General features: G+C 45.6%; 16 protein-coding genes. 5 read left to right on the top strand and 11 right to left on the bottom strand.

From position 1 onward, the window contains the following. Positions 1-35: 35 nt before the first annotated feature. The 4 genes from addA to E3D00_RS03050 form a co-directional block, all read right to left on the bottom strand. Entirely contained in the window at positions 36-3638 is a 3603-nt protein-coding gene (addA, locus tag E3D00_RS03035; protein WP_141459832.1) for a double-strand break repair helicase AddA, read from the bottom strand. Then, complete coding sequence (addB, locus tag E3D00_RS03040; protein WP_141459834.1) at positions 3635-6688, bottom strand: double-strand break repair protein AddB; 3054 nt, start codon at positions 6686-6688, stop codon at positions 3635-3637. Before addB ends, addA begins: the two co-directional genes overlap by 4 nt. Then, positions 6685-7137 (bottom strand): tRNA (adenosine(37)-N6)-threonylcarbamoyltransferase complex ATPase subunit type 1 TsaE, encoded by a 453-nt coding sequence (gene tsaE, locus E3D00_RS03045; protein WP_141459836.1) that lies wholly within the window; start codon positions 7135-7137, stop codon positions 6685-6687. The genes addB and tsaE overlap by 4 nt, the downstream gene beginning before the upstream one ends. A gap of 66 nt (positions 7138-7203) precedes the next feature. Next, positions 7204-7947 carry an aspartyl/asparaginyl beta-hydroxylase domain-containing protein gene (locus E3D00_RS03050; RefSeq protein WP_246091481.1) on the bottom strand — a complete coding sequence of 248 codons (744 nt, stop codon included), beginning with the start codon at positions 7945-7947 and terminating at the stop codon, positions 7204-7206. A gap of 248 nt (positions 7948-8195) precedes the next feature. Between E3D00_RS03050 and E3D00_RS03055 the strand changes: the two genes are divergently transcribed. The 3 genes from E3D00_RS03055 to E3D00_RS03065 all read left to right on the top strand — a co-directional run bounded on the left by E3D00_RS03055 (position 8196) and on the right by E3D00_RS03065 (position 11660). Then, a complete protein-coding gene (locus E3D00_RS03055; protein ID WP_141459841.1) occupies positions 8196-9221 on the top strand; it encodes an MYG1 family protein in 1026 nt (341 codons plus the stop codon). 72 nt (positions 9222-9293) lie between these two features. Next, positions 9294-10316, top strand: coding sequence for an NAD(P)/FAD-dependent oxidoreductase (locus E3D00_RS03060; protein WP_141459844.1), 1023 nt, complete (start codon positions 9294-9296; stop codon positions 10314-10316). An 87-nt stretch (positions 10317-10403) separates the two neighbouring features. Further along, complete coding sequence (locus E3D00_RS03065) at positions 10404-11660, top strand: D-amino acid dehydrogenase (RefSeq protein WP_141459846.1); 1257 nt, start codon at positions 10404-10406, stop codon at positions 11658-11660. Between the two features lie 55 nt (positions 11661-11715). On the opposite strand, the gene E3D00_RS03070 is transcribed toward E3D00_RS03065, so the two are convergent. The 4 genes from E3D00_RS03070 to typA all read right to left on the bottom strand — a co-directional run bounded on the left by E3D00_RS03070 (position 11716) and on the right by typA (position 16325). Continuing rightward, entirely contained in the window at positions 11716-12768 is a 1053-nt protein-coding gene (locus E3D00_RS03070; protein ID WP_141459848.1) for an L-idonate 5-dehydrogenase, read from the bottom strand. A gap of 147 nt (positions 12769-12915) precedes the next feature. Further along, positions 12916-13917: an ion channel gene (locus tag E3D00_RS03075; RefSeq protein ID WP_141459850.1), complete on the bottom strand. Its 1002-nt coding sequence runs from the start codon at positions 13915-13917 to the stop codon at positions 12916-12918. A 53-nt stretch (positions 13918-13970) separates the two neighbouring features. Next, positions 13971-14267, bottom strand: coding sequence for a hypothetical protein (locus E3D00_RS03080; protein WP_246091482.1), 297 nt, complete (start codon positions 14265-14267; stop codon positions 13971-13973). Positions 14268-14504: 237 nt separating this feature from the next. Continuing rightward, positions 14505-16325 (bottom strand): translational GTPase TypA, encoded by a 1821-nt coding sequence (gene typA / locus E3D00_RS03085; RefSeq protein ID WP_141459852.1) that lies wholly within the window; start codon positions 16323-16325, stop codon positions 14505-14507. A 167-nt stretch (positions 16326-16492) separates the two neighbouring features. On the opposite strand from typA, the gene queF reads away from it, so the two are divergent. Both queF and E3D00_RS03095 read left to right on the top strand, forming a co-directional pair. Then, positions 16493-16984 (top strand): preQ(1) synthase, encoded by a 492-nt coding sequence (queF, locus tag E3D00_RS03090; RefSeq protein ID WP_141459854.1) that lies wholly within the window; start codon positions 16493-16495, stop codon positions 16982-16984. Positions 16985-16995: 11 nt separating this feature from the next. Then, a complete protein-coding gene (locus E3D00_RS03095; RefSeq protein WP_141459856.1) occupies positions 16996-17790 on the top strand; it encodes an aminoglycoside N(3)-acetyltransferase in 795 nt (264 codons plus the stop codon). 13 nt (positions 17791-17803) lie between these two features. Here E3D00_RS03095 and E3D00_RS03100 read toward each other — a convergent pair whose 3' ends face one another. The 3 genes from E3D00_RS03100 to E3D00_RS03110 are packed head-to-tail and all read right to left on the bottom strand — an operon-like array spanning position 17804 to position 19820. After that, entirely contained in the window at positions 17804-19339 is a 1536-nt protein-coding gene (locus E3D00_RS03100; RefSeq protein WP_141459858.1) for a PepSY-associated TM helix domain-containing protein, read from the bottom strand. Beyond that, complete coding sequence (locus tag E3D00_RS03105; protein ID WP_141459860.1) at positions 19336-19644, bottom strand: hypothetical protein; 309 nt, start codon at positions 19642-19644, stop codon at positions 19336-19338. Before E3D00_RS03105 ends, E3D00_RS03100 begins: the two co-directional genes overlap by 4 nt. Next, entirely contained in the window at positions 19641-19820 is a 180-nt protein-coding gene (locus E3D00_RS03110) for a hypothetical protein (protein ID WP_141459862.1), read from the bottom strand. The genes E3D00_RS03105 and E3D00_RS03110 overlap by 4 nt, the downstream gene beginning before the upstream one ends. Positions 19821-19942: the final 122 nt, after the last annotated feature.

Here is a 19942-nt window from a genome sequence, read left to right on the forward strand (position 1 = left end):
TCGACAAACACAAACCGCAAGCATCTTTCGTTAAATTAAGACTTCATAAGTACGTTATCAAGTGTTTCTTCTGAGAGTTTCTGAACCACAGGCCCTTCTGTCCAAACAAGGAAAGAATGTATCCGACTTTCAGGATATATTTTTTGTAGCACTCCCCGATACAAAGCCATCTGCCTTACATACGCAATAGGAGTTCTTTCGGGATTTTTAGGGGGAATGCGGTTTGTCTTATAATCACAGATCCACACATCCTTTTCACCCACATAAAGACGATCCACCTGCCCCACGATAACACGCCCTTGATCTACACCTGATATGGGCTGCTCCGCACGACTGCCTTTAGAGAAAAGCACCTTAAGTTCTGGATGCGTCAACACACTCATAACCTGCTCTTTTAAGCGGCTGATCTCACTTTCGTTTAGCCCTAATGCAGGTCTTTCCAGCCACCTTTGTATAAACTCTTGGCGCTCCTCTTGTGGAACTTCAGGCGCTACTTGCAACAGCTTATGAACCATCGTGCCACGTTGCATCGCTTGTTTGCGAACAGGCTGCGGTCGTTGTGCTAACAACTCTATGGGTGAACGTACTGCTGGCTCTTCTCCAACATCAATCCCGTCTGGGCGACTTGGCGTTAATGGTCGCGCTGTAGCCTCTTCGTGAGGAGCTAAAACAGGTTTCCATTGAGGCGCTTGCCCTAACCATATAGGCAAATCAACTTTTTCAGGAACAACCTGCGATAATTCATCTTCTTTGGCATGTAATAACAATGCTTTCTGATGCTCTGGCTGAAATTCCAAAACGTATTTTTCGCCTTCCCAGCCCAAATTAAACTGTTCGGAGCGAGTCATTGGAAGGCTTTCACATCCCTTCAAACACTGAGCATACCAAGTTGTTTCGCCAATTTGAGATTGCTTTTTCTTTTGGGCCCCACAAATCACCAACCAATCACTAGCCCGCGTTAATGCCACATATAAAAGACGATTTCTTTCAGCCTGTTGTTTGTCTTGCGCTTTTTCAGATAAGCGCTTTGTAACCTGTGTCCCAAAATCTGATTGGTTTGGAACCCAGACAGGCACCGTTAAGCCCTGATCCTCTTCCCACAGAAAATCATTCTTCTCTACAGAATCAGAAACTGTATCGGGTATAATGACCAGCCGTGCCTGCAAACCTTTTGAGCCATGTACCGTCATAATTCGAACGGCATTTGCATCACTCTCTGGCTCACGCTTACTCGTTAAATCACTCCCTTCCAACCAATGTAAAAACCCCTGTAAAGAAGGAGGGTGCAATTCCTCATACCGCAACGCTGTACTCAGCAACTCATCGACAGGTTCCGCCGCTTCCGGCCCCAACCGACGAAGCAAACGTGTTCGACCGCCATGTACCCCCAACGCTTCCGCTAATAAACGATACGGCGTTGCATAGTCGACGCGACCATATAACGCAGAAAGCATCGTCCATGCTTGTGACCATTCAGGCCTCTCCTGATGGCGCGTTCTTAGAACTGTCCATAACGGCTGCCCTCCACTTCCAAGCGCATGGCCTGTACCATCTCGTGTTGCCAAGTCCATTAAAGATTGATCCGTTAATCCCCCTAGGGGAGAGGTCAGCACAGATGCCAAAGCCAAATCATCTTGGGGCAACAACAAAGCAGAACACAGCGTCATTAGATCTCTAACGGCAACTTGCTCCGTCAAACCAACACGAACCAATGTCGCTACAGGCACATCTCGTGTTTTCATTTCACGAATTAAGGAACGCAAAAAATCAGACCGCCGGGGAACAAGTATCAGAATATCACCGGCTTTTAATGGCCGCTGCCCTGGTTGCGGGGGGCGACCAATCTGATGCGTAATCCACTCCCCCAACGTTTCTGCTAACCGTTGAGGCGCACTCCTTTGTCCTGTATTTTTCTCTGGGGCCTGCCAAGGATTTATCCCTTCCTGATCACCCTCTTCTGTTGGAGTGAGGGGCCAAATCTCAACCTTTCCTCCTTGATCGGATCGTGCAGACACATGTGAGGAAAGGCTTTTCTGTCCGTCTTCCAATAAGCCATAAGAGGCTTGTGAATGACTAAAAACAGCATCCACAAAATCCAAAATAGGTTGGACAGAGCGAAAAGACACGTTCAATTCTGGATCTTGCCAAGGCAACAAAGCATTCTGAACACGGCGCGCAAATTCAGCACGCCAATAATGAAACTGCTCGGGTTCGGCGCCCTGAAAGCCAAAAATAGACTGCTTATAATCGCCCACAGCAAAAACCGTTCGTGGCCTTAAAGTCTTTTCCTGCGCTCCATCTCCAGCAAAGAATTCCGACGTTAACGCCCCGGCAATTTCCCATTGCAAGCGCGAATTATCCTGCACTTCATCCAGCAATAAATGATCAATCCCCCCATCAAGCTTATAAAGAACCCATGCCGCCCCCGGAGCTTCCAACAGATTACGCGTTTCCTGAATAAGATCATTATAATCCACTAACCCGCGTGATGATTTTCCTTCTTTAAACGCTTGTAAAATAGGGGAAGATAACGTCATTAACGCCTTGTTCATCTCCACCAGAACAACGCTGCGTATACTCTCTTTTAAATCCAGAATACGCTGCCCTTCCTCCTCTAATAAGGAAATTACATTGGGGACAATTTCGGCATTCTTTTTACTGATAATTTTTCCAGCAAAAGTCCGTATTTCTCCCTTTTGCGACAAAAGACAACCCGCCCAAACATTCGGATCCCTCTGCTCTGTTGGCGTCCCCAACCAATTCAACATGGCCTCAATCTGCTTACGCGCTGTAACAGAGGCCATTTCTACAATTTGTTGTAAATCTTTACGTATATCTTCTTCTTTAGGAGGACGGCACATTAATGGTAACAGATCAGCCGTAGCAGCTTGCCCTGCCTGTAATATGTCCTGATACGCTTTCAAAACGCTTTGTGGCATAACCTGCCACCGTTTCATTAAGCCATGCAGCCGGCTTTCTTCCTTCTGAAGCGCATTCACACGCTGAAAAAACTTATCAAAACTTACAACACCGGCTACCTCCGCCACGACTTGCGGCACCTTAGCCAACTCACCTTCAATCGCTTCACGAAGAGCTATGGCTGCGTCCGTATCTTCCATCAACTTAAAATAAGGATCCACGGAAGCTTCAACGGGAAAGCGTCTTAAAAGAGACTGACAAAAAGCATGGATCGTCTCTATCCGTAAACCGCCGGGCAAATCGAGAACTTTAAGAAACAACGAACGCGCAGCTTGTCGGGTTTGCTCATAATTCGGAACGTGTAGCCTCTCCAGCTCTTGTCCCAAACGCTCATCAGATAACGAAACCCATTCACCTAGTTTTGTTTGTAACCGATTTGCCATCTCTGCAGCAGCAGCTTTGGTATATGTTAAACACAAAATCCTCGCAGGATTAGCGCCTTCAACCAACATCATTGCCCCGTCATCTGGTCGAGGCATTTCAATGGGCAACATCAAGCGCAACAGCCGATCAATCAGAAGTTTTGTTTTACCAGAGCCCGCAGAAGCAGACACAAAAGCCGAGACCAAAGGATCAGACGCGCGTAACTGTGCCTGATCAGCTTTTTCACGGGCTGAATAAACAGATGTTCTCTCATTCGCGCTTGGATTGTGGCTCATCCTTCATTTCCTTCCGCATAAGCCGCCCGCCATTCATAGACACGCGCTAATTGCGCATAATCTGTGTACCGCGGAATATAATGAGCCCATGGTTGAGAACGATAAGCTTGATTGAGATCATCATACGCATTCACGAGGCTGCGCAAATTTTCTAGCGCGTCCTTAATAAGGTCTTCAGCACTCCGTTTTGCTCGACTACCTGGAACCTCTTTTTCTTCTCCAGATTTATTATTTCCCGTCAGGTGCCAGTAGAGAAGACGGGTCGTTGAAAGGGATGGAATGTCTTTAAAGCCTCCTTGAGCTAAAAGAGCACCTTCCAAAACCAACTGAACAGACCACCCTCCCTCTACCTTTGCCCCCGTCGGAGGTTGTCCAGTTTTATAATCCAGAATGGTTGCCAAACCATCATCTGCAACATCAATCCGGTCTGCACGCCCTGTTAATTTGAAGGGGGCATAATCTGCTTGTAAAATATAAGAAGCACTGGCTTCGATATAGCGTTGAACTATCTTTCTCTCTTCACGATGCGCCTGTTCTTGCTGGACAACCCAATCCGCAATCCGATCCAAACGCGGCCTCCACCAATTTAGTCGTGCAGGATGAAGATTCAGTTTTTTCAATTCTTCAAAGAAAATCTCTTTTAACTTCTGATCAATATTCTCAGGCCATGTATGCGGATAGCGCTTAAAAATACGTTCCATCCCTGCATGCACAATTATTCCAAAATCTACATGCTCGGCTCCTTCTTCCAGAGGGTCCAAAGCACGTAATTTCAAAATATGTTTAGCATATATCTCATACGGATCCTGCATCCACCGTTCAATTTCTGTAATACTTAACCGTCTTGGCCTTAACGCTACAGGGGGCCGCGGCTCAGGCGGAGAGATGGTTTCCGCCCCATCTAAAGGCTGATCCATCTTGCGTTGCCAAGATAATGCCGGATGAATAGGAAGCTTTTGTCCTCTTCCTCCCAAGAATGCATTTAACCGTACCATCCAACGTGCAGGTACGCCCGGCGAGCCATCGCGTCGTGCAGCATTCGAAAAAACAACTTCCTTGGCTGACAAGACCTTGGAAAGGAAATCATGCGCACTAATCCCCGTTTGGCGCTCGGGAGATGGCAGCCCAACTTTTGTACGCATAGGACGGCTTAACCATGGCCCCGGATCGGTTGCAGGAGGCCAGATCGTCTCATTCAACCCACCTAAAACGACAACATCAAAGGTCAATAACCGTGATTCCAAAACACCCAAAATAGAAACCCGGGGATGCGCTAGTTCCACTCCGCCCCTATGGGAACGAAATCCTGTTAAGGTTTGACCAGACATAGACGTGTTTAAAAAAGAATCCAGATGTCCCAATTTTTGAGAGGGCAAGAGAGCTGTATGTTGAATCAGCGCCGCCAAATGCCGGGATAAAAGCTCTCCATCCTCTCCTGCCCACAACCTTTCACCAGGGTGTCGCTCTTCTTCTACTGATGCTGTTAACTCATCCTCTCTTGCCGCTAACATTTCAGCCGTTTTAACCAAGGCTTCTAACAAATCAGGTAAAGGGACAGCTTCAGAAAGGGTTAAAAGTGGCTCAAACGCTTTTTCAATACGATCAATAAACTCTTCAGGCCCTTCTGGAACATCAGGCAAATCCGCTGAAGAGCTTTCATCATTATAGACTTCTTGTCGCGTTCTATGGCGCTCATGAAGCTCTTCCAACCGCGCTCGTAACCCCGCAATTCCCGGAGCAGGAGCAGGCCCTCTCAAAAGAAGCCGCTCTAACTGCCGTGCAGAAGCATGACAATCTCCCGGGGTGCGCCCCAAAGAGGCCAAGGGATGCTTTAAAACCGCTAAAAGCGCTACAGGGGAAAGCTTTGCTTCTGCAGCCATAGCTATAAGGCGCAGGAAAATAGCAACAGGTGTCTGAGCCAATGCTTCGCCTGCGCTATCATCCACATGAATACCAAAGCGCAAAAGCTCAACTCCTACACGCCGGGCCAACGCACGATCGGGCGTTACGAGCGCACATGTTTTACCCGGAACGGAGACTGTATTACGCAAAATAAGAGCAATGGCTTGCGCTTCCTGTTGCTGATCTTCTGCAGGAAGCACAGACAAGCCCGTTATGTCATGAGGGCGTAAATCCTGCCCCCACACCGCTATTGCCTGCTCTGGCAACATAACTTTTTGAAATAAAGCTTCTCGTTTATCCCCTCGGCCACTTCTCCATTCCACAAGTTCTGAACGCTCTGCCTCTAAGGCATTCAAAATCTCTCTTAACCCGGCTTGAGGATGTGCAGGTGGTAAATTTTCCCAAACCTCGTCCGGCAACCCCAAATCGACCCCAGGAAGTAAAATTTTACCTTGAGGCAAGTTCAAAACAGCTTTCAAAACATCTGAAACAGCCGCGGATCCATCAGCAAATCCAATTGCCCAGACAGGTGTTTCTGGAGGGGTATGGCTCCAGCTTCTTGCTTGCTCTTGAAACCGGGCGACCTGTCGTGCAATCGGATTTGATACTCCTTCTTCTTGCAGCCATTGAGGCCAAATCTCTGTAATAATTTCTAAAAACTGTAACGTCTGCTGCCAATGGGCTGAAAATTGCTCGTCCACTGCGTTTGGAAGGCTGTTAGATAAATCAACACCACTCCGCTCCGCTTCATCCATTAAATCAGCCAAGGCCTTCGCCAATGGCCAAGCCCGATCAATCCCTTTTGTACGATCTAATCCCTGACTGACAATTGGGGTCTGCAAAATAAGTAAGGAGAGTGTGGCAAGGCGTCTCTGAGGCTCAACAGAGGGAGGAAGGTCCGCATCCCCACCTCCCCAAGCTTCCTCATCAATATCATTTATAGCCACAATACGAGGCAACAATGCTGCCTCACCATCAAGGACACGTAAAAAAGCTTCGATCAATGCTCGACCGGCACGGCGGCTGGGAACCAAGAGTAGTCCGGGCCCTCCCTTATCTTTTCCAACCGGATCAGTTTGTTTTAACCATTCCGTGGCAACCCGCTCCAAAAATGGCTCAGAGGGAGCAATGGTAATGAGCTTACTCACAAAGGCAGTCCGTCCAATCGCTCTTTTGGCCAACCTTGCACATCAACAATTCTTTGCTCCTCTGAAGTGTCGTCATAATTAAACACCAGATGAAGCGCATCGTGCGGAAGCATATCCTCCGCCCTTTCAGGCCATTCCACTAACATAATACCTGAACAAGCATCGTCCCATGCCAACTCATATAAGGCATCAGGCCCATCTAAACGCCATAAATCATAATGATAAGCAGGCCCAACTGGAGTATCGTACGGTTGAACCAAGGCAAAGCTAGGGCTTGGAACTTCCATAGAAGGATCTCGACAGAGGTGTCGTAAAAAAGCACGGGAGAATGTACTTTTTCCAGTTCCTAGAGCCCCAGACAAAGCAAAGCTGTCCCCTAAGCGACAGCGTTCAGCCAAAAAAGAGGCCAGTGACTCGGTCGCTGCTTGGTCTTTTAAATAAATGCGCATAGTCCATATGTTATGCGCTCTTTAAAGACCAGAAAGAACCTTTTTCTCATATTCTAAATCAAAAAATTATATACGCTCCATCTGATTATGCGCAGCAGACCAACGCGAGAAATTCTTGCGGGCATCTTTTACAAAAGCAGATTTGCGGATTGCCGTCATGAACAGCTTTTGAAGTAATTTGCCGACACTTCGTTCTGGTCTTAAAATTTGAATTAACAAAACAACACGTTGTTCGTCCGTGTTATTTTTAACCCAATGCTCATATGTATCATCAAACAGGATACAACGATCATTCTCCCACTCGATCTTCTGCCCATCTACATTAATCCAACATTCTTCACGTTTTCGAGGAACGGAGACTCCAAGATGGCAGGTCAATAAACCTTTGGTCACTCCAAAATGAGGTGGAATCTCTGCCCCAGGATCCAAAATAGAGAAAAATGCTGAATTTAAATTAGGGATACGAGATGCTAAAGCCGCCGTAAAAGGCGCCTTGGCGCAATTCTCTGCAACACGAAAACCATATCCATATAAGAAAAAAGATTTCCATCGTTGATCATCAGCAATTCGCGCATGGTCTGGAGAAATCTCTTTCAAAGGGGGAGCAACATCCCTTTCTTGATTTAATCTCTCCCATTCCTGCCTGATCTGAGGACCATGTTGCTCCAATGACTTCACCCAAGGCAAATCATAAGGATCCAAAACTGGCTCATTTGGAAAAAGGGAATAATGTGCCAGAATACGATTAAAAACCGGCCGAAGATACTTCCCGATCCGAATCAATAATGGTCTACGAGCATTTTTTGTCATCGTGAGGTTATCTATATTCAGTTGTCATAATACTTTAAGTATTTCTAAAATCCCTTCTTCAAATGTCAAGAAGTTCGCTTTAGATATTTAAATATATAGTACATATCTTGAATTTTTATTTTGCTGCATATCAAATTAAATATGCATTCGGTTTCGTTATTTTTTACTATTTTAACACAACCAATTGTCTGTTCCCCCTCAATCCGGCATGTAGGCCTCACACGATATAGACTGAGTTAGGATAGACCATGTCACAGCATACCCCGATCGGCCTAAAGAATGAGACACAAATCATTAAGGCACTCACTCATTCGGGTAACTTCCATGCTGATGAAACCATGGGTTATGTTATTTTGCATTATGCCTGCTCTCCTCAGGGAGATTTGCGCAAACGCATTCTCTCAAGCCACATTGACGGGGATCGCCTAACCTTTACACGCTCACGCTCCCCACAGGTGATTGAAAAAGCAGATATCGTTTTTGACGTAGGCGGTATTTATAACCCGGCAGAAGGCCGTTACGATCATCACATGCGCAATAAGCCCATTCGCGACAATGGCATTCCTTATAGTGCAGCTGGTTTGTTGTGGAAAGATTATGGCCTCACGGCCGTACGTAACCTTGTCCAAACTCCAGTGGATGAAGAAACCATTCTTCAAATTTGGGAAGCTATAGACCAATCCCTGATTACTCCCATCGATCAAGACGACAACGGTGTCGCTAAAATGGGAAAACTTTCTCTCGCTGATATTGTCTCTGCCTGTAGTCCCCCTTGGGATACGGCTGAACTTTATGGGGAAGACGAAGCTCTAAAAAAAGAAAACCTTGGTTTTGCCAATGCCGCTACAGCCGTGGCCGCACATTTAGTAAACACAGTCGATCGGATTAGAGCCAGCCTCAAAGCCACTAACCGCGTTATCGAAGCTTACCAACAAGCTGAAGACAAAAGAATCCTTATTATGGATACTGGGATGCCAACAGCAAAAGTCATCTTTGACCGTGACCTCCCTGTTGTATACGTCGTCTCCCCTTCAGGTAAACAATGGAATGTTAAAGCTATCCCTCCAACCAAAGGAGATTTTGGACAGCGTGTTCCCCTCCCCGAATCATGGGCTGGATTAGAAAGGAACGAATTAGCACGCATATCCGGTGTTAAAGATGCCGTTTTTGCGCATCCCGCACGCTTTATTTGTGGAGCAGAAAGCAAAGAAGGAGCCATTCGTATGGCACAGCTTTCCTTGCAGATATTTGATACTTTAAAAGGTAAAAAATAACCCGACCACCTTCCTTGTGTTATGTTATAAAAAACACAAAGATCTCACGACTAACTGTGCAAGATATCTGTAATGACGACATCACCCCAGACCCTATCAACGGACATCGCTATCGTAGGTGCAGGTCCAACAGCTCTTTTCGCCGCATTTCAATGTGGAATGCTCAAGCTCAAGAGCATCTTAATCGATGCTCTTGATAGTGTTGGCGGTCAATGTACAGCCCTTTATCCTGAAAAGCCTATTTACGATATACCCGCACATCCCGCTATCGAAGGTGGTGCTTTGATCGCAGCCCTTGAGGCCCAAATTGCACCCTTTGATGTCCCGCGCCTTTTAGGTTCCCGGGTGGAAAAACTAACCGGCCATCGGGGGGATTTCCAACTCACCACAGCACGTGGCGATATTATTCATGCGAAAGCAGTCATTATTGCTGCGGGCGCAGGGGCTTTTGGTCCCAACCGCCCTCCGTTACAAGGATTAGAAGAATATGAACAAACGGGGGCTATTCAGTATTACGTTAAAAAACGATCTGATTTTGCCGGGAAACGCATCGTTATTGCAGGTGGAGGAGATTCTGCTCTGGATTGGGCTTTATCTTTAAGTGACATCGCAGAACATATCTATCTCCTCCATCGTCGCGACCGGTTCCGCGGGGCTCCAGAAACACTTTCTCGTATTGAATCTCAAATACAAAAAGGCCGCATTGAGAAAGTCGTCCCGTACCAACTTCACGCTCTTCATGGTTCAGGCGGGGCATTATCCCACGTCGAAGTGTCAACGCTTAGTGGAGAAACACGAAACCTCGAAGCAGATACTCTTCTGCCATTTTACGGGCTTTCCACTGATCTTGGGCCAATTGCTTTATGGGGTATAAATACCCATCGTAGCACCGTACCCGTTACCCCGGCCACTCTTGAAACGAATATTCCCGGTGTCTTTGCGATTGGTGACATCGCCACTTATCCCGGAAAACTAAAATTAATTCTTCAAGGTTTTTCTGAGGCAGCAATGGCCGTACATGCCTCGCACGCCATCATTCACCCCGATACAGCCCTTCATTTTGAGTATTCTACGAGCAAAGGCGTCCCCGGATAACGGATAGGGCTGGACAAGCCTTTCTATCAGTGTTCCTCTTCTAAGAAGAAAATTGTTTTATATTATTTCAAGGGTCGCAGAGCTGATATGAAAGTCATTGTCATGGGCGCCGGCGTTATCGGCGTTACAACCGCGTGGTACCTTGCTCAAGAAGGGCACGAAGTTGAGGTTATAGACCGTCAGCCGGGCGTTGGTCTTGAAACCTCTTTTGCCAATGCTGGTCAGGTCTCGCCAGGTTATTCTACCCCTTGGGCCGTCCCTGGGTTGCCGCTAAAAGTGGCTAAATGGATGATGTTCAGCCGACACAGTCCTTTGGTTATCCGCCCACGTATTGACCAAGCCATGTTCACCTTTATGGGAGAACTGTTAGCAAACTGTACTCATAAAGCATACGATATCAATAAAGGCCGTATGCTCCGTATTGCAGAATATGCCCGAGACAAGCTTGATTCTCTTCGTGATGAAACAGGCATTACTTACGACGGAGACCAAAAAGGTCTCATTCAGCTTTTTCGTACAGATGCGCAAGTAGAGCACGCTGCTGACGATATGCGCCTTTTAGCCGAAAGCGGTGTTGAGCATCAGCTCCTGAATGTTGATGAAATCATTCAATATGAGCCGGGTCTTGCCCATGCTCGTCATCGCTTACGTGGCGGCTTAAGGCTTCCAGGCGATCAAACAGGGGATGCACATATCTTCACACGCCGCCTTGCAGAGCTCGCGGCAGAAAAAGGAGTTAAATTCCATTTTCGTACGCAAGTAGAAGCGATCGAAGCCACAAACGATTCTATCATCGGCATCCGCACCAATACTGGTCGCTTTACCGCAGACCGTTACGTCCTTGCTTTAGGAAGTTATTCCCCACGCTTTTTAAAGCCGCTTGAACTAAAAATGCCAATATACCCTGTCAAAGGATACTCTTTGACATTACCCATCACCGATGAGAAGCGTGCCCCAACCTCCACCGTGAACGATGAAACCTATAAAATCGCTATCACACGCCTTGGAGACCGTATCCGTATTGGCGGAACAGCAGAACTTAACGGCTTTAGTTTACGCCTCAGCAAAGACCGCCGCAAAACTTTGGAGCTTTCTTTCAAAGAAATGTATGGCGGAGGGGATCTCTCATCCGCCACATATTGGACAGGTTTACGCCCTTGTACACCTGATGGAACCCCTATCGTTGGTCCATCCCCACGGTATAAAAACATGTGGCTTAATACAGGGCATGGAACTCTAGGTTGGACCATGGCTGCGGGATCTGGGAAAATTATTGCCGACCAAATCTCAGATCGACAGACCGAAATTCCTTCTTTGGATTTATCACTCGATCGCTATCTATAAAGCTTACAAATCTTGATGAACTCCTGTTCAGTTGCAGGAGTTCATCTCGCATGGTTTAGCCGCCAACAACATCTTGCAAATCAAGCAGGACTTTAGAAGATGTTGTTCGATCAAGAGCTGTATCAAATGCATCTTGAAATTTCCCTAATGGAAAACAATGCGTAATTAAGCCTTCTGCTATCCAAGGTTTTTCACTTAAAACTCTCAAAGCCTCACTAAATTCACGATCAAAACGAAATGTTCCACGATAATCGATTTCTCGCGCTATAATTTGACCAATCGGAGCTGGTACATCACCTGGTGGGAAAATCCCAACCTGTACTAAAATTCCACCTTTTTGTGTCCGTGCGATTGCCTCTTTTAATGCTGAGGCCACACCAGTCACTTCAAAAACGATATCATATTCATCCTGATGGGTAACTTTAGACGTATTAATTGTCTGTGTTGCTCCAAGGTGAGAAGCAATATTTAAAGGGAAATCCTGCAAATCTGTGGCCACAACCGATGCGGCCTGATGCTCTGTAAGCCCCGCCACAATAAGAGAACCAATTGGGCCTACTCCCTGCACAAGGATTCGTTTTCCCTTCAAGTTACCTGCACGGGATATCGCATGGAGGGCTACAGAAAGCGGTTCTGCTAAGCATGCATGCTTTAAAGAAAGGCCCTTTGGTAAGGCATGAACCTGTGAACCTTTTACGGTCATTGCAGTCCGAAAACCACCATTTGTATGAGGAAAATGCGCTGCACTTCCAAAGAACTGCATATTCCGACACAGACGCGACAAACCTTTATTACACTCAGCACAATGACCACACGGCAACGCTGGGTGAATCCCGACTTCTTGCCCCACTTTAAAACCAGAAATATGTGATCCTAGAGCAGCAATAACACCTGACACTTCATGGCCTAAAATCATTGGTTCTTTCAAGACAGATGCACCAACTCCTCCATGAAGAAAATAATGCATGTCCGAACCACAGATCCCACCCCACGCAGGACGAATCAACACTTCATCAGGCTGAAGAGTAGCTACCCTCCACTCCTCTAACCGTAAGTCTTTTTCCCTATGGATAACCAATGCTTTAGGTAAAACTTGATCCTGTGACATATAGTATATCTTCTTTAATCATGCGCTTTCTAGGAAGCGAAATATTTTATTTAATAAACCATCTTTACCGATAAAGAAATTTCAAAACCAAATACTCACGCATTCTTTAAAACATCCCCCTCTTTTCTTCCTCTTGTAAAAACTCACTCAACTGGAAGAAGCGAGTTTAACTTTCCCAGCCTTACTCACATCAAAAATAATTTTCCCATCATCACGCAGTGTCATAATATCATCGAAAATATGATCTACTTTTACGTCTTTCATCTGATAAATTTTATACGAGAAAACTGTTTGCATTGTAATGTCGTCCATCCCACTAATATATACGAAAATAGCGAATATATCTCGTTGCCGATCCTCTTCTGTAATTCCATATAATGGGCTCGTTTCATCAATCTCATGCCATATATTACGATAATATTTTAATGTTGGAATAAATTCGTGGTTAACATTTATCTTTGTTGTGGTTGGAGTAACCGCATGATTACTTGTTTTGACAATCTTTAATAAAGTAGCTTCTACATTTAAAGACAGCATTCTATTACTACGTTCATTATGAATTTGAATACCTAAAAACTGCTTCCCATTCTCTTTATATAAAACAATATTATCGCTCATTTTTATCATGGATGTAGCACGCGTAAAACGAGCAAATACTAACCCTGTAACAACGGCGTTAATGAGTACACCAACAAACAACTCAATCGACACCACCGTATGCGCGACAGCTTGTGTCGGCGCCATAAAGCCAAACCCCACGGTCGACATTGTTTCAACACTAAAGAAAAAAAGTGATCCGATACTTGGATTTTTTAAAGATGTTATTTCTTGCCATTCAGGATACAGCAAAACTGCAAAAAACAAACATGCTACAAAATAGAACAGCGCGGTAATGAGCGAAAATCTAATCCATCCTATCGTCATGAAATAATGATACAAATCATTTTTTCTATTCTTTTTTACATTCAACAACTCTATATTATTGAAACTCAAGAAATCTTGATTTTTTTTATTTTCAATACTCACGCTTCTGATCTTCACTACCGTTAATACTCTTCTTATCAACACCACAGTGAAAATATACGAAATATTTATTCCATTCAATGCTCTATCAATATGGGTATCGAACATAAAAAAAGGACCTGCCAAAAGCAGATCCTTTTTCGTCCCTTCTCAGTTACCCAAGAAGGAAGCCTTACTTCTTAGTTAGAAGCAGGTGCTGCATCACTTGATGAAGACTGAGCAGCCTTCTTGTGACCTTTACGGTGGTGCTTTTTGTGACGGTGCTTCTTTGCACGTGGTGCAGAAGAATCAGCAGGAGCTGCTGATGTTGTGTCTGCTGAAGATGCAGGAGCTGCAGCTGGAGCTGAAGCGTCTGGTGCAGCTGCAGCAGGTGCAGGAGCTGCAGGTGCAGCAGCTGGATCAGCAAAAGCAGGAGCCGCAGCTGTTAGAGCAATAGCAGAAACAGCAGCGATGAATGAACGATTGAAAAGACGCATCTGGGAAACGTGCTCCAAGAAACTAAAAAAGAAACAACTGCACATGACAAAGCCATAGCAGCTATGATTCATATTACCATTTGTTTCCGTTCTGGTCGCGCATTAACTTTATGAAATTTGTGCCTATTACGAAAAAATAGCCTCATTCAGCCTTATTTATGACACCTTTTCTTTTCCTCAAAAAAAATGCGAACCGGTTTTCCGATTCGCATTTTTCTATTCTTTGCTAAAAAAGCCTTACGCAGTCTTGGTTTTTGCTGCACGCTTACGTTCGTGCGGATCAAGATAACGCTTGCGGATACGAATAGCAGAAGGTGTTACTTCAACTAATTCATCATCTTCAATATACGCAATTGCTTGTTCAAGGCTCATTTTTCTTGGCGGAATGAGCAAAAGAGCCTCATCTTTACCCGCTGCACGCATGTTTGTTAATTTCTTTTCACGTACAGCATTCACTTCAAGATCATTCTCACGTGAATGCTCACCGAGAATCATCCCTTGGTAAATCTTCTCACCAGCATCAACGAACAATGTTCCACGATCTTGCAAGGAGAACAGAGCATATTGGGTTGTTGCACCATCTTCTGCGGAGATCAAAGAACCATTGCGGCGGCCTTCAATCGTTCCAACATAAGGATGATACCCTTCGAACAGACGGTTCATCAGGCCTGTTCCACGTGTATCTGTCAGGAACTCACCATGATAACCAATCAATCCACGTGATGGGATCAAGAACGTCAAACGAACTTTTCCACCACCTGATGGACGCATGTCCTGCATAACACCTTTACGCAAAGACATTTTTTCAACGACGACACCAGAATATGGCTCGTCAACGTCAATCAGAACTTCTTCGAATGGTTCTTCACGTTCACCTGTTTCTGGATTCTCACGGAACAAGACGCGTGGACGACCAATCGTAAGCTCAAAGCCTTCACGACGCATCGTTTCAATCAAAACGCCAAGCTGAAGCTCACCACGTCCAGCGACTTCAAACGCTTCGCTTTCTGGGCTTTCCGATACCTTAATCGCAACGTTACCTTCTGTTTCCTTAAACAAACGGTCACGAATCTGACGTGAGGTAACCTTCTTCCCTTCACGACCACCCAAAGGACCGTCGTTAATACGGAAAGTCATCGACAAGGTTGGTGGATCAACTGGTGTAGAAGGCAAAGGCGCTTCAACAGAAGGGTCAGCTAGCGTATCTGGAATTGTCGCATCTGATAGCCCTGCTACCGCAACAATGTCACCAGCTTCAGCTTCATCTACAGGCACGCGATCCAAGCCGCGGAACGAAAGCAGCTTCGTTAAACGACCCGTTTCAACAACCGTCCCATCACGACGAAGAACACGCACAGGCATATTAACCTTTGCACGTCCCTGATCGATACGACCTGTCAAAATACGTCCAAGGAAGTTGTCACTCTCAAGAATGGTCGAAACCATCGCAAAAGGTGCATCCTTATCCAGACCTGGAGTTGGAACATGGCGTAAAACCAAGTCAAACAGCGGAGAAAGATCCTTACGAGGGCCATCAATCTCTAAGTCTGCCCAGCCTTGACGGCCAGAAGCATACAGCATTGGGAAATCAAGCTGCTTTTCATCGGCGCCCAATGCAGCAAAAAGATCAAAAATCTCTTCATGCACTTCATCAGGACGTGCATCACCACGGTCAATTTTGTTTACAACCACAATCGGGCGCAAACCACGGGCCAATGCTTTACCCAAAACAAACTTTGTCTGAGGTAATGCACCTTCAGCAGCATCAACCAGAATGATCGCACCATCGACCATGCTTAAAATACGCTCAACTTCTCCACCGAAGTCCGCGTGGCCCGGCGTATCAATAATATTGATACGCGTGTCGTTCCACACAACGGAGGTACATTTAGCAAGGATGGTGATGCCACGCTCACGTTCAAGATCGTTGCTATCCATTGCGCGTTCAGCAACCTGCTGATTTTCACGAAATGAGCCAGATTGCTTGAGAAGCTGATCAACAAGTGTCGTTTTGCCATGATCAACGTGTGCGATGATGGCGATATTACGGAGTTCCATACAGTTCCAGACGGATGTATCAAAAATAGTATTTAGGGCCGTCTTCTGCACTGAATCGAACTATTTTGCAAACTTTGTCGTCATCTTCTTGAAAGAATCATATATGAAGTAACACCTAAAGATGGTCCAACACCTTGAATAAGAAGCCAAATTCTTAGGATAAATGCATGCCAAACCACACAACACCAACAGGCCCTTCCGCGCCGGGAACAGAAGCTCTGAGCCAACTCGGCCGAAATACGGCCGCTGCAAACTCTCCCGAAGAAGCACAATTGGAACGTGTCCCCTCTCCTCATCAGGGGCGGAAATATGTTGTTCGCTTCACTGCCCCTGAGTTCACATCCTTATGCCCCGTAACCGGTCAGCCAGACTTCGCTCATATCGTCATTGACTACATCCCCAGCCAATGGATCGTTGAAAGCAAATCCCTCAAGCTCTTCCTGACAAGCTTTCGTAACCACGGTGCTTTCCATGAAGATTGCTCCGTTACCATCGCAGAACGCCTCATTGAACTACTTGACCCTGAATGGCTTCGTATTGGAGCATATTGGTACCCTCGGGGAGGAATCCCAATCGACGTATTCTGGCAGACTGGCGAACCACCCGCAGGCGTTTGGCTTCCCCCCCAAGATGTCCCCGGTTATCGCGGCCGAGGCTAAATTTTAAATCTATGACGGAAGCAGCAGCCATCGCCCGCTCATCCGAACCCATTACAAAAGAACGACTCCTAACTGATTTCAGGAAGATTGGTCTTTCAACAGGTCAGATTGTTCTGGTTCATGCCTCCATGAGCCGCATGGGATGGGTGTGCGGTGGCGCCCGAACCGTCATCGAATCACTTTTGGAGGCGATTGGACCAAAAGGGACACTCGTCATGCCAGCCCAGTCTTTTGAATATAGTGACCCTGCCTCGTGGTATGATCCTACCCTTCCTGAAGACTGGTGGGATACGATCCGCAATAATATACCCGCCTTTGACCCTCATCTTAGCCCTACACGCAATATGGGTATTATCGCTGAAACTTTTCGGCTTTGGCCCCACACGCTCCGAAGCAACCACCCTCAGGCTTCTTTTACCGCTCAAGGACCGGAGGCTGCGCATATTCTTGCTCACCACCCGTTAGAAGATCCTTTCGGTCTTACGTCTCCTTTAGGGAAACTCTACAAGCTTAACGCCTCTATCCTGATGATCGGCACGCACTGGGATACATGCACCGGACTACATCTCGCAGAGCGAATAGCGTATCCGGAACAAGACAACTTTGAAGATGCAACAGCCATGCTTATTGATGGGCAGCGAAAATGGGTTCATTTCAAAATGCCAAGAACCAATAAAGAGTGCTTTTCTCTCCTCGGCACAAAACTAGATCAACAAACCTTCATCCGACACGGCCATATTGGCTACGCACCTACACGCTTGGTCTCTATGCCAGCCGCAATCGATATGGCCGCAGGTATGTTATAGAAATTATTTCCCTCTATTTACACCAACTCAAATAAGATAAAAACATCAAAAAAATTCCGTAAAATAGCATAATACAATTTATTTCAATGACACCTGCGCTCCACCCTCCTTCTGGTCGAAAAAAACAATCTACAAAAGGGATGCTCAAAGTCATTATCGCTGAGAAAAGAGAAAAATATTTAACACTTTTTTGTTCTCCCAAATAAAAAGAAATGACTATTTTGGAAATCAGAATTAAATAAAACACTCCTTCAAAAGTACGATAATGCCCTCCCTCACTCATCATTGGAATTAGCAACAAAACCGCTGATATCCCTGCAACACTTCCGAATGTAACCCCTGAAACAAGAGCCGAAAAAACAGCGCTATTTAATTGACCACGAATAGGCCCACTTGTTCTTTCTTGCCGTCGACGTGCAGCAAGCCACATCTGATTTCCTGAATAGAATAAAAAAGCTCCCCCAAAAGCCAAAATAGCATACCCTACATGACTAAATATCCCTCCAAAGCTGCCGAAATGCAGAGTGTACATTAACGTTACGAGCATAAAGGCCCATGTTTGGTGACCTGTGACAAAATCACTGGAGATCATTTGGCCTGAATATGGGTCAACTTCCGCATATCCGCCTTCAACACGTCGATTGATCTGATGCCCATCATACTCAACAACACGCACCACAAAACGCGTTCCATGCCGAAGATACACCAACGCATCCGGTGAAAAATCCGGAAATTTTTTCTTCACACTTTCAACAATGACCGTGGGAGGAAGAAAAATTTCAGTCTTAGGTGCTTGCACCGCCACAGAGGGTCTCAGCGTTGATCGCTCCTCCTTCTTTAAATGAACTGGAGGCGTAAACAATATTTTCTCTAAAGCGCCTATTTGCTGGCCAAAAGCAAACCCTAATGCCGTAATGGCAATCAATACATGAAACGGAAAAGACCCAATACCCAATAATGTATGAAAATCCATCCATTGACGTCTTGGCTTGTCTGAAAACTGAAATCCAAACACATTCCGTACAAAAGAAGGCAAAACGATAATTAATCCAGAAATTAAGACAGCACTGTAAAGAAGCACTACACACCCCATAATCAGGCGCCCCCAATCATGATTAAGAGGCAACCCCATGCGCTGATGAAGCATATTTATAAAGTAGATTGCCTGCGATGCCGTCTCTTGTTGCAAGACCAGCTGTCCGTCAGAAGCCAGTCCTGCATATGTCGTTAAACGGGGGCCAAAATCTCGGTTCGCTACCGCCGTCCACATCAAACTCGATGGCTGTGTAAGGGCAGGATGCAAAACCAAGGAAAAATTTACACTTTTGACAAGATAATCTGACTGCGCTTTTTTAAATAGCTCATCCAATTGACTATACTTTACCGGAGATGGATGAGCCTGAAAACGTGCTGCCCATTCAGATAAAGGCTTCTCCAAAATGGTAAAACCACCAGCATAAAAGGCAATAAATAAGAATAAACTCGCAATGATTCCGATTAAACTATGTATATTCCGATAGAGACGGAAAACATCATTGCTGATTTTCATAATAAAAAACTACGCAAACAAAAATATAAAAACCAAATAAAGAGATTCATAATACCCAGTCCCCACCACGCACGGGGAACAGACTGAAACAACACAGAGAACATGATCATGCCAACCCAAAGAGGTGCAAAGAGCCACCTTAGAAGTTGAGAGGATGCTGTTTTAAGTTGTGGATCAGCATGGACAAGCAGTCCTATACTTCCAATCACTCCAACGGTAAATAAGGCTCCCAGAGTCAATCCGACCAAGGCTTTTAACAACCAATTTTCTTCTTCAGCCCCTAATCGCTCCTTGGAAAAAATCACGCCAGTGTCTTTCTACGCTCGAAAAGCGCGACAATTATAGGCCAGCCTATACATGCTAGCATCATCTCCTGCCCCACCATTAAACAGGCCACAACAACCTGAACATGCCAAGACAACATAATAATCGCACTCACGATGGAAGAAGCTGTTAAAACCCCTCCAACAAGAACAGGCATTTTATGAGCAAATACTCTTTGCGAGGGAACGGAAATATACAGGCAAAAGCTGGCGAAAAGACTCAAAGCCATAGAAAGTGCGACATACAACATTGGCTTACCTAACAATCATGAATGACACA

Source organism: Swingsia samuiensis (genome assembly GCF_006542355.1).
GTDB lineage: Bacteria > Pseudomonadota > Alphaproteobacteria > Acetobacterales > Acetobacteraceae > Gluconobacter > Gluconobacter samuiensis.

Bases quoted from the DNA above. Each gene is read 5' to 3' on its own strand.
- addA (WP_141459832.1), bottom strand. From the start codon at position 3,638: ATGAGCCACAATCCAAGCGCGAATGAGAGAACATCTGTTTATTCAGCC.
- tsaE (WP_141459836.1), bottom strand. From the start codon at position 7,137: ATGCGCATTTATTTAAAAGACCAAGCAGCGACCGAGTCACTGGCCTCT.
- E3D00_RS03050 (WP_246091481.1), bottom strand. From the start codon at position 7,947: ATGACAAAAAATGCTCGTAGACCATTATTGATTCGGATCGGGAAGTAT.
- E3D00_RS03055 (WP_141459841.1), top strand. From the start codon at position 8,196: ATGTCACAGCATACCCCGATCGGCCTAAAGAATGAGACACAAATCATT.
- E3D00_RS03060 (WP_141459844.1), top strand. From the start codon at position 9,294: ATGACGACATCACCCCAGACCCTATCAACGGACATCGCTATCGTAGGT.
- E3D00_RS03065 (WP_141459846.1), top strand. From the start codon at position 10,404: ATGAAAGTCATTGTCATGGGCGCCGGCGTTATCGGCGTTACAACCGCG.
- E3D00_RS03070 (WP_141459848.1), bottom strand. From the start codon at position 12,768: ATGTCACAGGATCAAGTTTTACCTAAAGCATTGGTTATCCATAGGGAA.
- E3D00_RS03080 (WP_246091482.1), bottom strand. From the start codon at position 14,267: ATGCGTCTTTTCAATCGTTCATTCATCGCTGCTGTTTCTGCTATTGCT.
- typA (WP_141459852.1), bottom strand. From the start codon at position 16,325: ATGGAACTCCGTAATATCGCCATCATCGCACACGTTGATCATGGCAAA.
- queF (WP_141459854.1), top strand. From the start codon at position 16,493: ATGCCAAACCACACAACACCAACAGGCCCTTCCGCGCCGGGAACAGAA.
- E3D00_RS03095 (WP_141459856.1), top strand. From the start codon at position 16,996: ATGACGGAAGCAGCAGCCATCGCCCGCTCATCCGAACCCATTACAAAA.
- E3D00_RS03100 (WP_141459858.1), bottom strand. From the start codon at position 19,339: ATGAAAATCAGCAATGATGTTTTCCGTCTCTATCGGAATATACATAGT.
- E3D00_RS03110 (WP_141459862.1), bottom strand. From the start codon at position 19,820: ATGCCTGTTCTTGTTGGAGGGGTTTTAACAGCTTCTTCCATCGTGAGT.